General features: G+C 45.3%; 13 protein-coding genes and 3 tRNA genes. 10 read left to right on the forward strand and 6 right to left on the reverse strand.

Going from position 1 to position 12231, the window contains the following annotated elements; translation table 11 throughout:
• Positions 1–7: 7 nt before the first annotated feature.
• The 4 genes from ABXT60_RS03100 (at position 8) to ABXT60_RS03115 (ending at position 1328) form a co-directional block, all read left to right on the forward strand.
• Positions 8–754 (forward strand): HesA/MoeB/ThiF family protein, encoded by a 747-nt coding sequence (locus ABXT60_RS03100; protein WP_443631311.1) that lies wholly within the window; start codon positions 8–10, stop codon positions 752–754.
• A gap of 101 nt (positions 755–855) precedes the next feature.
• Positions 856–946: transfer RNA gene (locus ABXT60_RS03105), tRNA-Ser, on the forward strand.
• Between the two features lie 107 nt (positions 947–1053).
• Positions 1054–1129, forward strand: a tRNA-Lys gene (locus ABXT60_RS03110).
• A gap of 123 nt (positions 1130–1252) precedes the next feature.
• A tRNA-Lys gene (locus ABXT60_RS03115) sits at positions 1253–1328 on the forward strand.
• A gap of 19 nt (positions 1329–1347) precedes the next feature.
• Here the strand turns inward: ABXT60_RS03115 and ABXT60_RS03120 are convergent.
• Positions 1348–2265, reverse strand: a complete 918-nt coding sequence (locus tag ABXT60_RS03120) for a DUF1853 family protein (protein WP_443631312.1) — start codon at positions 2263–2265, stop codon at positions 1348–1350.
• A gap of 38 nt (positions 2266–2303) precedes the next feature.
• Between ABXT60_RS03120 and ABXT60_RS03125 the strand changes: the two genes are divergently transcribed.
• Entirely contained in the window at positions 2304–3713 is a 1410-nt protein-coding gene (locus tag ABXT60_RS03125) for an MFS transporter (protein WP_443631313.1), read from the forward strand.
• Here ABXT60_RS03125 and greB read toward each other — a convergent pair.
• Both greB and ABXT60_RS03135 read right to left on the reverse strand, forming a co-directional pair.
• Entirely contained in the window at positions 3710–4240 is a 531-nt protein-coding gene (gene greB, locus ABXT60_RS03130) for a transcription elongation factor GreB (protein WP_443631314.1), read from the reverse strand. The two genes, ABXT60_RS03125 and greB, sit on opposite strands and share 4 nt — an antisense overlap.
• Positions 4237–4914 (reverse strand): 16S rRNA (uracil(1498)-N(3))-methyltransferase, encoded by a 678-nt coding sequence (locus ABXT60_RS03135; RefSeq protein ID WP_443631315.1) that lies wholly within the window; start codon positions 4912–4914, stop codon positions 4237–4239. The genes greB and ABXT60_RS03135 overlap by 4 nt, the downstream gene beginning before the upstream one ends.
• Before the next feature lie 85 nt (positions 4915–4999).
• Between ABXT60_RS03135 and udk the strand changes: the two genes are divergently transcribed.
• Together udk and ABXT60_RS03145 are read left to right on the forward strand one after the other, a co-directional pair.
• Positions 5000–5608, forward strand: coding sequence for a uridine kinase (gene udk / locus ABXT60_RS03140; protein WP_443631316.1), 609 nt, complete (start codon positions 5000–5002; stop codon positions 5606–5608).
• 20 nt (positions 5609–5628) lie between these two features.
• Positions 5629–6153 carry a glycine cleavage system protein R gene (locus tag ABXT60_RS03145; RefSeq protein WP_046482623.1) on the forward strand — a complete coding sequence of 175 codons (525 nt, stop codon included), beginning with the start codon at positions 5629–5631 and terminating at the stop codon, positions 6151–6153.
• A 55-nt stretch (positions 6154–6208) separates the two neighbouring features.
• Here the strand turns inward: ABXT60_RS03145 and gatB are convergent, their stop codons facing one another.
• From gatB to gatC, 3 genes are read right to left on the reverse strand one after another with little or no spacing between them, the layout of a single operon-like run.
• The gene (gatB, locus tag ABXT60_RS03150; RefSeq protein WP_443632063.1) at positions 6209–7660 is read right to left on the reverse strand and encodes an Asp-tRNA(Asn)/Glu-tRNA(Gln) amidotransferase subunit GatB; all 1452 of its coding nucleotides are present in this window, start codon (positions 7658–7660) and stop codon (positions 6209–6211) included.
• Positions 7661–7662: 2 nt separating this feature from the next.
• Positions 7663–9147 (reverse strand): Asp-tRNA(Asn)/Glu-tRNA(Gln) amidotransferase subunit GatA, encoded by a 1485-nt coding sequence (gene gatA / locus ABXT60_RS03155; RefSeq protein WP_443631317.1) that lies wholly within the window; start codon positions 9145–9147, stop codon positions 7663–7665.
• 31 nt (positions 9148–9178) lie between these two features.
• Positions 9179–9466: an Asp-tRNA(Asn)/Glu-tRNA(Gln) amidotransferase subunit GatC gene (gene gatC, locus ABXT60_RS03160; protein ID WP_443631318.1), complete on the reverse strand. Its 288-nt coding sequence runs from the start codon at positions 9464–9466 to the stop codon at positions 9179–9181.
• Between the two features lie 288 nt (positions 9467–9754).
• On the opposite strand from gatC, the gene ABXT60_RS03165 reads away from it, so the two are divergent.
• From ABXT60_RS03165 to mreD, 3 genes are all read left to right on the forward strand, one after another.
• Complete coding sequence (locus tag ABXT60_RS03165; RefSeq protein WP_046482631.1) at positions 9755–10792, forward strand: rod shape-determining protein; 1038 nt, start codon at positions 9755–9757, stop codon at positions 10790–10792.
• A gap of 66 nt (positions 10793–10858) precedes the next feature.
• A complete protein-coding gene (gene mreC, locus ABXT60_RS03170) occupies positions 10859–11743 on the forward strand; it encodes a rod shape-determining protein MreC (RefSeq protein ID WP_443631319.1) in 885 nt (294 codons plus the stop codon).
• The gene (mreD, locus tag ABXT60_RS03175; RefSeq protein WP_046482633.1) at positions 11743–12231 is read left to right on the forward strand and encodes a rod shape-determining protein MreD; all 489 of its coding nucleotides are present in this window, start codon (positions 11743–11745) and stop codon (positions 12229–12231) included. The genes mreC and mreD overlap by 1 nt, the downstream gene beginning before the upstream one ends.

The raw sequence follows: 12231 nt of genomic DNA on the forward strand, positions 1-12231 counted from the left end.
CTAATGTATGAATGATGAGCAGTTACAGCGTTACAGTCGGCAAATAATGTTGCCAGAATTTGATTATCAAGGTCAGCAACGTTTATTGAGTTCTAGAGTGCTCATTATTGGTTTAGGCGGCTTGGGCAGCCCCGTGGCTTTGTATTTGGCGTCGGCTGGCTTAGGCACATTGGTGTTGGTAGACGACGACCTCGTGGATTATTCTAACTTGCAGCGTCAGATCATTCATAGCGAAGCTGACGTAGGCGTAAGTAAGGTGGTGTCTGCCCAACAGAGTATTGCAGCAATTAATAGTGGTGTGCTGGTGAAAGCTGTTCAGCAGCGGCTTAAGGATGAAGATTTAGCTGAAGAGGTAAAAAAAGCTGATATTGTATTAGATTGTTGTGATAATTTAGTCACCCGTTTAGCAGTGAATAAAGCGTGTCTGCAGTATCAAACACCCTTGGTTTCTGGCGCAGCTATTCGTATGGAGGGCCAGATTACTGTAGTAGACCCTCGACAAGCCAACGCACCTTGCTACCATTGTTTAATGCAGTTCACAGGAGAGCAAGAACTAACCTGTTCAACCAATGGGGTGATGGCACCACTGGTTGGTATTGTGGGTGCGATTCAAGCGATGGAAGCCATTAAAGTGCTTTCTAACCTTGGTGAGCCATTAGTGGGTAAGCTGTTGTTATTGGACGCAAAAACCATGCACTGGCAAACTTTTACCTTACCTAAAGACGTACACTGTCCAAGCTGTGGCACAATTTAATTTTTTTTCACGTTTTTTGCCTTTTTTTGGTATTTTTTAAGCTAGTGTGGGCATAGGTGCTTGACTCTGAATCTCAATGGTTTACTATACGCGCTCTCTGCGGAGGGGTGGCAGAGTGGTCGAATGCAACGGTCTTGAAAACCGTCGTGGGTTAATAGCCCACCGAGAGTTCGAATCTCTCCTCCTCCGCCATTTTATTTTTGCAGGTGTGGTTTTATAGCCGCATGTGAGCAGTAGCCGAGTAAACAGTTATTACTACGGATTAAGGGGCACAATCTACCAAGCCCTGCAGAGAATTTGGGTCGTTAGCTCAGTTGGTAGAGCAGTTGGCTTTTAACCAATTGGTCGGGCGTTCGAGCCGCCCACGACCCACCATATTAAACCGTGTTAACCGGTTAATGTTAATTTTACAGCGTAATTGGCTGTTAAATTTCACCGTAGTAAGCAGTTAATGCTACGTATTAAGGGGCACAATCTACCAAGCCCTGCAGAGAATTTGGGTCGTTAGCTCAGTTGGTAGAGCAGTTGGCTTTTAACCAATTGGTCGGGCGTTCGAGCCGCCCACGACCCACCATTATAAGAAACAGCCCTCGTTAGGAAACTAGCGGGGGCTTTTTTGTGGACAAGATTAAGCCACGATTTTTGCATACCCAAGGCTGATGGCTATTCACGCGTTCATACATCAACACCATGTTGGGCCAAGGGTCTGCCGAAGTGCCCACCATAAGTTGTTTATAATCGATAGGCTTGGGTTCGCTATAATGCCTTGGCCCGCCGATCCAATGCCATTTGGGTAAAATAATGAAACCTCGTTCTGGCCCATGGGTCGTCTTCAGTTGTGCAAGTTCATGGTGCTCTAACCACCAACCCCGCTGATGCTGTGGATTAAGTCCTATACCCTCAACAAAGGTTGATTGCCAGTTTTCATAGGCGTAAAACAGCATGCCTGTTAACAGTAATTGTTGACGTGTAGGCAGGGGTAAACTGTGTTGCTTGAAGAAATTTAATACTTGCCCAGTATGGCTCAATGGGAGCTGGTGTTGCCGTAACCGATCCCACTTAAGGTCTAATCGATCGTGTCCAGCGGGGCCAACAAAGTCGGTTAATTGTGTGCCACCCTTATTGAGTAAATAAAATTTTATGGCAAGCTCTAGATGAACTATTTCTAACGCATTATTTTGGTATATAAGGTCTAGTTCCCCAAGTGTTCGTTCAGCGCTTTGGATCACTAGGTTCCGGGCTAAAATTTTGTTAGTCAACGATGACTCAAACCAATGCTCTACACAATCTTCAAAATGTTTTCCCAAACGATAAGCTGGCTGAGCAGGGTAGGTTTTTACGCAGGTGGTGGCTTTACTGGCCTTATAAGTTAGATCTTGAGGATTAAACACACCCACTTCTGGCGTTTCTAGCATTAAGGTTTGGCTTTGCAGTAACCAATACAAGTCTTGCTGAATATCCACTGTAATAGGGCATCCAGATTGATGATTTTGTTGATCTTGTTGGCCCACAATAATCGTCCTAGGTTCTAATTTAATAAGTGAGTATAATGGCAAAAATGAACGCGACACAACTACAATCCTATTACGATCAAACACCTAACGCCAGGCGCATGGCGCTTGTGAGTGTGGGTTTGGTGATGATGGTTTGCTCTCTAGCGCTTTCTGCAGTGAATATTGCCATACCGCGAATTGCTGAGGACCTGCAAGCTAGCGCGTCTGGAGTAAGCTGGATTCCAGTGGCAATGTTATGGGGTAATGTGGTGTTTTTATTGCCCATAGGCCGCATAGCCGACATCGTTGGACGCAAACGTGTATTTGTTACTGGAATAGTGTTGTTTATCGTCTCTTCAGTGTGTGTTTTGTTACCACAATCTATTGGTACCTTGCTGTTTATTCGTGTTGCTCAAGGTATTTCTAGCTCTATGGTATATGGCACCAGTATGGCAATTATTGGTGTGGTTTATGCCAATTCAAACCGTGGCCAAGCCCTCGGTATTGCCGCTTCGTCAGTTTATTTAGGGCTAACTCTTGGCCCTTTAATTGGGGGATGGTTAACTGAGCACTGGGGTTGGAAAAGTGTATTTTGGGCCCCTATTCCGATCTTAATCTTATGCCTAGTAGTGCTGTCTGCCTATGTAAAAGGCGATTGGAAATCAGATTTAAGAGCTAAATTCGATTGGCAAGGTAGTTTAATTTTTGCAGCTTGGGTCAGCGCGTTTATGATGGGGTTGTCACGCCTAACAGATTGGCGGTTTGCACTTTTAGCCATTTTTGGGTTAGTGCTTTTGGCTGTCTTTGTATGGCACCAGTCGAAAATTGAATCACCTTTAATTCGACTATCTGCGTTAAGGGCTAATCGCATTTTCAACCGTTCTTTGTTATCCGCTTTCTTTATCTACGGCTCTAGTTTCTCTATGGTTTTTTTGCTGAGCTTGTATCTACAGTATATTCACCAGCTTAGCCCCAGTGAAGCAGGCCAAATTGTGTTGATTCAAACACTGATTATGATGGTATTGGCACCCATAACGGGTCGCTTATCAGATCGTTTTGAGCCTAGAGTGCTTTCGACATTTGGTTGCCTATTATTTGTCATTGGCTATGCCATGTTGTTTAGGCTAGATATGAACACGTCTTTGCAGTACGTGATGCTCGCACTAGTATTTTTGGGGCTGGGTTTTGGGTTCTTTTCATCACCCAATAATAATGCGGCTATTGGTTCGGTGCCAGCGGATAAGCTAAGCATTGCTGCGGTGTTACTCAACTTAGCACGTACTATGGGCAATATGGTGAGTTCTGCTATTGTAATGACCTTGTTTAGTGTCACGATGGGAGGTGCGGCAATCACCCCAGAGCTATACCCTCAGCTCTTGTTAGTCATAAAAATCACCATGGTATTGTCTGTGTGTTATGCCTTGATTGCGGCTACATTTTCCTACCGGCGGGGCACTATTCATTAGGTAGGTTCAGCATCTGCGTAATTGATAGCAATAATGTCATAGCCTTTTTTAAGGTTGCTTAGCTCTACCCTATCATCCAGCCTTTTGCCTATTAGGGCCAACGCAAGTGGGGAGTCTATGCTGATATAACCTGAGCTAGGGTCAAGTTCGTCGGCACCCACAATTCGATAGCGCCGTTCATTGTCATCGTCGTCAACTAAGGTGACCCAGGCACCAAAATATACTTTTTTTAGATCCGCAGGTACTCCTTCTACTACCTTGATATGGTCAAGGCGTCTCTGCAGGTAAAGAATACGGCTGTCCATTTCCCTGAGCATTTTTTTGCCGTAGATGTATTCTGCATTTTCTGATCGATCTCCCAAAGCCGCTGCTTCCTGCACCGCTTGAGTAATAACTGGGCGCTTGTTACGCCATAGATCATCTAGCTCATTTTTAAGTGCTGCTGCACCTTCTGGTGTGATTAGAGGTGAGCGCTTTGGGCCGGGTGGGCGGTAGCGCCCTGCAAACCGTTGCTTTGCTGATTTCATAGGGCACAGAGCCTCGAAATAGCCACCGGGATTGCAGTTTCTACTCGCATAATTCGAGGGCCAAGGGAGAAGGGTATAAAACCTTGTTCTTCTAATTTACCCACTTCATAGTCTGTGAAACCTCCTTCAGGGCCAATGGCTAAGGTTGTGGCCTGTTGAGTTGCATCAGGGCATGCATTAGCGTTACGTGGGTGAGCTACAAGCCTTCGACTATGGCCAGCCCAATGACTAAGCTTATCTTCAACGAAAGGTTTAAATAGTTCGGCCTTGTGTAACAAAGGTAACTGTGTGGTGCCTGCTTGCTCTAGGCCTAAAAGTAAATTGTTATAAATGCTCATGGGTTGTAACAGTGGCGTTTGCCAATAGCTTTTTTCCACTTTTGCACTGTTTAGTAGGGTTATTTCGCTCACTCCTAAGGTGGCGCAGGTTTGTAATATCCGGCGCATCATTTTAGGCCTAGGCAGGGCTAGTAATAATTTTAACCCCAAGGGTGCGGGGCTATTTTGGCTGAGTGTTATTTCAAGCCGTGTTTCCAGCTCGCTGTGAGCGATGACTTTGCCTAAACCAATAGCGCCATTAATCTGCCCCACCCTAAGACTGTCACCAATGTTGGGTTTAATCACATTAACAAGGTGAGTTTGACGGTGAGGGTCGGTAATTTGAATTTGTCCCATGGAGGACAGTTCATTAACCTTATAAAGTAGTATATTCATAGCTGCATAGTATAATAGGGGATTACAATAATGTGTTGGAGTTTGTGTGGTTATTATTGGTATTGCTGGAGCATCGGCTTCAGGTAAAAGTTTGTTGGCTAAAAATGTAATAGAAGGCTTCGATTCAGATCAGGTGGTGATGATGTCAGAGGACAGCTACTACAAAGATCAACGGAACATGTCTAAAGCTCAGCGCAACCTCACTAACTATGATCACCCAGACGCAATGGACCATGAGTTGATGGCTCAACATATAGAAGCTTTATCTGCTGGCCAGCCTATTAAACGGCCGATATATAGCTTTTATGACCATTTGCGAGAATCAGAAACAATGTTGATGAAACCTTGCAAAGTTCTTATTATAGAAGGGATTTTGTTATTTACTGAAGTGCGCTTGCGGTCTTTGTTTAACCTGCGAATTTTTATGGATGTGCCGTTAGATATTTGTTTAATTAGACGCTTAGAACGCGATGTGAATGAGCGAGGCCGGGATTTGAAATCGGTCTTAACACAGTATCAATCTACTGTGAGACCAGGGTTTTTTAACCATGTATCACCCTCTCGTGCGCATGCAGATTTGATTGTGCCAGAAGGTGGTGAAAACCCTGCCGCCATAGAATTATTGAAAGCTCGTGTCGCACAAATGCTGACATAAGCAACACTTGGAGACAGACGATGAATAAAACATTAGTACTTACTGCAATCTGTGCAGATCGCCCAGGCCTTATTCAAATGCTTTCCGAAGTCATTTATAGCCATGATGCCAGCTGGGAGGAGTCTAGCATGGCCCATTTGTCTGGCCAGTTTGCCGGCATTCTTACAGTTAACGTTGAGCAGAGTGTGATTCCAGCACTCGAGAAAGACTTACGTGGGTTGAGTGATCATGGTATGGCAGTCACTTTAAACGAGAGTGTCGACGCTGGTGATGCTGACGCTCAAAAAACAATCTGGTTAGACCTAACCTGCCATGATAAGCCAGGCATTATGCGTGAAGTGTCTAACGTATTCGTTGCCCAAGGCGTAAGTGTGCAAAGCCTAGATACAGAGGTCGTTAGTGCATCAATGTCTGGTGGGGATATGTTTGTTGCGGGGGCCCAGTTGTTAGTTTCAAAGGATTTTGACATGGAGAGCTTGCAACAAGCGCTTGAAGGTTTGTCTGATGACTTGATGGTAGATTTGGCACTAGCTGACGAGGAGTAGATAGCCGCCCAAGAAAAAACAGGGTTAGACTCGCCTCCTCGCCACATTGGGCAGATTAGCAGAGCAAGTCTAACTTTTTCTTTAGCAGGCCATTTACTTGGCCTGGGTTAGCTGAGCCTTTGGAGGCTTTCATAACTTGGCCCATAAAGAAGCCTAGCATTTTGCCTCTTTTTTCTACTTCTGCGTCAGCATATTGCTGCACTTGCTTAGGGCTTGAGGCAATAACATCATCTACCATAGCTTCGATAGCGCCGATATCACTTACCTGCTTAAGGCCGTTGGCTTCAATAATGGCATCCACTTCGCCAGCTTGATTCCACAGTTCATCAAATACAGCTTTGGCACCTTTGCTATTAATAGTCTCATCCATGATGCGCTTAATAAGTTGGCCCAGGTGAACTGCAGTCACTGGAACTTGATCGATTTCAACGTTGTGTTGATTCATGTATTTCGAAAGTTCACCTGTTACCCAGTTGGCACTGAGCTTAGCGTCGTTGCACACCAAGACAACGGCTTCAAAATAATCAGCTAACGTTCGGCTGGCAGAAAGCACACTGGCATCGTATTCACTTAAGCCAAGTTGACTCACAAAGCGAGCGCTGCGTTGGTCTGGCAGTTCGGGTAGGCTTTGACGAATAGCATCAATATAGGCGTCGTCAATCTCTACTGGTAATAAATCTGGGCAGGGGAAGTAACGATAATCGTTGGCTTCTTCCTTACTACGCATGGGGCGAGTTTCGTTCTTGTCTGAGTCATAAAGGCGGGTTTCTTGCACAATCTTGCCACCGTCTTCCAAAATATCTATCTGCCGCTCTACTTCTACGTTAATGGCACGTTCTATAAATTTAAACGAGTTGATATTTTTTAATTCTGCACGGGTGCCTAATTTTTCTTGGCCTTTGGGACGAATAGATACGTTTGCGTCACAGCGCATAGAGCCTTCTGCCATGTTGCCGTCTGAAATGCCAATGGTTGTTACAATGGCGTGCATCTTACGCATGTAGGCCACAGCTTCTTTGGCATTGCGCATGTCTGGCTCGGATACGATTTCTAACAACGGCGTGCTAGAGCGGTTCAGGTCAATACCGGTCATACCGTCATAGTCTTCGTGCAATGATTTGCCCGCATCTTCTTCAAGGTGAGCCCGAGTGACTCCTATACGCTTTATACTGCGGTCTTCCAGTTGTATGTCCAAGTGGCCTAATCCCACAATAGGGTGGTCCATTTGGCTAGTTTGGTACCCTTTGGGTGAGTCTGGGTAGAAGTAGTTCTTGCGGGCAAATACTGAGTGTTTACAAACCTCGGCATCAATTGCAGTGCCAAAGGCCACTGCCATGCGCAAGGCTTCTTGGTTAAATACTGGTAATGCGCCAGGCATACCCAAGTCAACTAGGGTGGTTTGAGTGTTAGGTGCTGCTCCAAAACCCGCTTTAGCACCGGAAAATAATTTAGATTTTGTGGCTAATTGAACATGAATTTCTAGACCAATTACAATTTCCCAAGACATCATTAAGCTCCCTTTTCTTGGTTAGATACTGGCACATTGTTAGATGTTGGTGTTTGTAGGTGCCAATCAGTGACTTGCTGATATTGGTGAGCAATGTTCAAAAGTTTAGCTTCGGCAAAGTAGTTGCCCATGATATGAAGCCCTACGGGGCGGCCATTAACAAAACCTGCGGGGGCAGACATTGCTGGAATGCCAGCCATGTTGGCAGACAAGGTGTAGATGTCTTCCAAGTACATTGCCACAGGGTCTTTAGTATTGCTGCCCAAATCGAAAGCAGGCGTTGGTGCTACGGGGCCCATAATCACGTCTACTTGAGACAGTGCACGAGCAAAGTCGTCTTTAATTAAACGACGAATACGCTGAGCTTTTACGTAATATGCATCGTAATAACCTTCAGACAATGCATAGGTGCCTACCATAATGCGACGTTTTACTTCGGTACCAAACCCCTCAGCACGGGTGCGGCAATAAAGATCCATCAAATTCTCTGGCTTATCGCACCGGTATCCATAACGAACACCATCAAAGCGACTTAGGTTGGAAGAGGCTTCCGATGGCGCGATAACGTAATAGGCAGGAATAGAAAGCTCTAGGTTGGGCAGGCTTATGTCAATAATTTGCGCACCAAGTTTCTCAATCTCTTTTACTGCAGCCATAATACATTCAGCCACTTGGGGATTAAGGCCTGGGCCAAAAAATTCTTTGGGCAGGCCTACCTTTAGCCCATGCAGAGGTAAGTTTAGCTCAGCAGTAAAATCTGGAGTCTCTTGCTGCACACTTGTGGAGTCTTGCTCGTCAAAACCAGCCATAGCGTTTAGCATTATGGCTGCATCTTCGGCTGTTTGGCACATGGGGCCAGCCTGATCTAGGCTGGATGCGTAAGCAATAATACCAAAGCGGGAGACCCGTCCATAGGTTGGTTTGATACCCGTTAAGTTACAAAAAGAGGCAGGTTGACGAATAGAGCCGCCAGTATCGGTGCCAGTAGCTGCGGGCACTAAGCCTGCTGCCACAGCGGCAGCAGAACCGCCTGAAGACCCTCCTGGTACAGCGTTTAAGTCCCATGGGTTTTTAACAGCACCAAAAAAGCTACTCTCGTTTGAAGAGCCCATGGCAAACTCATCCATATTGGTTTTGCCAACGCAGACAGCCCCAGCAGATAATAAACGTTGGCCAACAGTAGATTCGTAGGGTGGTACAAAGTTCGCCAACATTTTAGAGGCGGCTGTGGTGGTGTGGCCTTGGGTGCAGAATAGATCTTTATGAGCAAAAGGAACCCCAGTGAGGATATCTGCGTTACCCACTTTAATGCGCGCATCAGCAGCATCTGCTTGGCCTAAGGCAAGGTCTTCTGACAAGCTAATAAAACTGTTGTAGACGGCATCACGGGCCTTAATGTCAGCAATAATGTCTTGAGTGATTTCACGGCTAGAGTATTTTCCAGCGGCCAAATCCTTGGCTATTTGAACGAGGGTTTTGTGGGTCATAGTTATGCTGTCACTTTGTTAATTTAATACGTTAATCAATTACTTTAGGCACTAAATATAAGCCATCTTCTGTTGCTGGTGCGATCGCAATAAAGGCTTCACGTTGGTTATCACAAGTAACTTCATCTTTACGCAGGCGTTGGGTCGCATCGTGAGGGTTGGATAGTGGCTCCACACCGTCAGTATTAACCAGTTGCATCTGGTCCATAAGGGACAAGATACTGGAAATGCTGTTGGCGTAATCATTTGTTTCACTAGGGGTCACTTGCAAACGGGCAAGCACGGCAATTTTTTCGATGTCAGCATTTTCTAGGGCCATAATATTCTCGATCTAGGCTGTATTTAATCAGCTGAGTAGAAGTTGAACTTTTTAGTTCAAAGACACTCAAACTGGTATTGAATTTAGCCTGCTAAACTAAAGCAGAATTTTAGATTAATTTGCAACAAATACATAAGCAGCAAAAAAGGGATCTAATTTAGCATAAATTGAGCCGTTGGAAAACGGATTAAACTTGCTCAAACGCCCCTTGATTGTTAATATTTAACTCTTAGTAGCAGCGGTTTATATAGATCGCCATTATTCTCCGATTAGAGCCAATAAATCAGCATGTTTAAAAAAATCCGCGGCCTATTTTCAAGCGACCTATCAATCGATCTAGGCACCGCTAATACCCTCATTTATGTACGCGATAAAGACATCGTTCTTAACGAACCCTCTGTTGTTGCGATTCGTACTCATGGCAATCAAAAAAGTGTCGCTGCAGTAGGTGCTGATGCTAAACGCATGTTGGGTCGCACACCTGGGAACATTACTGCTATTCGTCCGTTAAAAGATGGTGTAATTGCCGATTTCCACGTGACAGAAAAAATGTTGCAGCACTTTATCCATAAAGTACATGAAAACAGTTGGATGACTCCTAGCCCTAGGGTTTTGGTATGTGTGCCGTGTAAATCTACTCAAGTTGAGCGCCGTGCCATTAAAGAATCTGCGATGGGAGCGGGTGCCAGAGAAGTTTATTTAATAGAAGAACCCATGGCAGCAGCTATTGGTGCGGGGTTGCCGGTTGAGCAAGCAAGTGGCTCTATGGTGGTGGACATCGGTGGTGGCACCACTGAAATCGCTATTATTTCTCTTAACGGTGTGGTTTATTCAGAATCAGTGCGCGTAGGTGGTGACCGCTTTGACGAATCAATCATCGCTTATGTGCGTCGCAACTATGGTTCTCTTATTGGTGAAGCCACTGCAGAGCGCATTAAACAAGAAATCGGTACAGCCTACCCAAGCTCTGAGGTTCTAGAGATTGACGTAAGAGGCCGCAACCTAGCCGAAGGTATTCCCCGTAGCTTCACTCTTAACTGCAACGAGATAATGGAGGCTTTACAAGAGCCACTATCTACCATTGTTCAGTCTGTTAAAAGTGCTTTAGAGCATTCACCACCTGAGCTAGCTTCTGACATTGCTGAAAGTGGTATTGTACTTACGGGTGGTGGTGCGCTGCTGCGTGATTTAGACCGTTTGATTAGTGAAGAAACAGGGTTGCCTGTGATCGTTGCTGAAGACCCCCTGACCTGTGTAGCCCGAGGGGGCGGCAGGGTTCTGCAAATGCTTGACGATAGCACCTTTGATTTGCTAGCCAGAGACTAAACTGGTCAATTTCGAATAAAACAACGGCGGGGTCGCTTAAGCAATATTTAAGCTACCCTGCCGTTTTTGTTTAAGGGCGATTGGATCGCTAGGAGACTTGTTATTGATCCTTTGTTTAAAGGCCGATCTACCGTTAAAAAATTCATCATTTACGGCTTGATCAGTATTAGTTTAATTGTTGCTGACTACCAGTTTGATCAAATGCAGCGGATTCGTGGTTGGCTGTCATTAGCCGTTACGCCTGTGCAGTGGTTGGTTGATGTGCCTCAACGCTCATGGACTTGGTTAGATGAAAGGTTACAAGTTCGAGATGAACTCATTGCTGAAAACAAACAATTACGGGCGCAAACCTTGCTCGCTGAACGACGGGTGCAAAAGTTAGCTGCCCTCACAGTGGAAAACTTTCGGTTGCGTGATTTACTCAATAGTAGTGAGCAACTAGATGAAAAAGTGATTGTTAGTGAACTTATTGGTATTAATTCAGATCCATTTACCCATCAAGTCATTATTAATAATGGTTTTAATAGTGGCGCATTTGTTGGCCAACCTGTACTTGATGCCACTGGGGTTATGGGACAAATCACGTCTACTTCAGCCTTCACCAGTCGAGTATTATTAATTACTGATGCAGACCACGCCATCCCTGTGCAAGTTAACCGCAATGGTCTGCGCTCTGTGGCCTACGGCCTTGGGCAATATGATTACTTAGAATTACAAGACCTTTCAGACACAGCTGATATTGAGGTAGGTGATATTTTAGTGAGTTCGGGTTTAGGCTTGCGCTTTCCTAAAGGCTACCCGGTAGCAAAGGTGATTGAGGTGAAACATTCTGCAGGGCAAGACTTTGCTAAGGTGCTGGCTAAACCAACAGCGCAACTGGATCGCTCTCGCCACCTGTTGCTGATCGAAACACCGCAGCAGCAAAATATAGCTTTGCAGGGGGACAACTAATGGTTGTTCAAGCAGCCCATAATTTGTGGGTACCTATTGTGACCCTGCTTATTGCCTTCATGTTGAGCGCTCTTCCTATGCTTGAGTGGGTGCAGTGGGGATGGCCAGAATGGGTTTTGATTGTGTTTATTTACTGGGTGATCGCCTTGCCACATCGCTTTGGGTTAGGTTGGGCGTTTATATTAGGGTTGTTGCTTGATCTCTTGCAGGGTAACCATCTAGGGGTGAATGCGTTAGCCATGGTCGTAGTGACTTTTTTTGCTATGCTAATGTATCGCCGTTTACGCATGTACCGAGCGTGGCAACAAGCCTTTGTAATATTCGTCTTGGTGGCTATTAATCAATGTATTAGTTATTGGTTTCAAGGTATTGGCAGCAACGCTAGCAGTGGGCTATGGTTTTTATTGCCTGCACCAGTAAGTGGTGTGCTTTGGCTGTGGTTGTTTGTTGTACTGCGTGGTGTTCGTCGAGCATTTAAAGTGGCTTAA

Origin of the sequence: Candidatus Njordibacter sp. Uisw_056, from assembly GCF_047730085.1 — a bacterium.
Lineage (GTDB): Bacteria > Pseudomonadota > Gammaproteobacteria > Pseudomonadales > Balneatricaceae > Njordibacter.

Excerpts from the sequence above, each read along its gene's own strand:
- gatC (WP_443631318.1), bottom strand. The coding sequence starts at position 9,466 with ATGGCCCTAGAAAATGCTGACATCGAAAAAATTGCCGTGCTTGCCCGT.
- ABXT60_RS03165 (WP_046482631.1), top strand. The coding sequence starts at position 9,755 with ATGTTTAAAAAAATCCGCGGCCTATTTTCAAGCGACCTATCAATCGAT.
- greB (WP_443631314.1), bottom strand. The coding sequence starts at position 4,240 with ATGAAATCAGCAAAGCAACGGTTTGCAGGGCGCTACCGCCCACCCGGC.
- gatA (WP_443631317.1), bottom strand. The coding sequence starts at position 9,147 with ATGACCCACAAAACCCTCGTTCAAATAGCCAAGGATTTGGCCGCTGGA.
- ABXT60_RS03135 (WP_443631315.1), bottom strand. The coding sequence starts at position 4,914 with ATGGGACAAATTCAAATTACCGACCCTCACCGTCAAACTCACCTTGTT.
- mreD (WP_046482633.1), top strand. The coding sequence starts at position 11,743 with ATGGTTGTTCAAGCAGCCCATAATTTGTGGGTACCTATTGTGACCCTG.
- ABXT60_RS03145 (WP_046482623.1), top strand. The coding sequence starts at position 5,629 with ATGAATAAAACATTAGTACTTACTGCAATCTGTGCAGATCGCCCAGGC.
- ABXT60_RS03100 (WP_443631311.1), top strand. The coding sequence starts at position 8 with ATGAATGATGAGCAGTTACAGCGTTACAGTCGGCAAATAATGTTGCCA.
- gatB (WP_443632063.1), bottom strand. The coding sequence starts at position 7,660 with ATGTCTTGGGAAATTGTAATTGGTCTAGAAATTCATGTTCAATTAGCC.
- ABXT60_RS03125 (WP_443631313.1), top strand. The coding sequence starts at position 2,304 with ATGGCAAAAATGAACGCGACACAACTACAATCCTATTACGATCAAACA.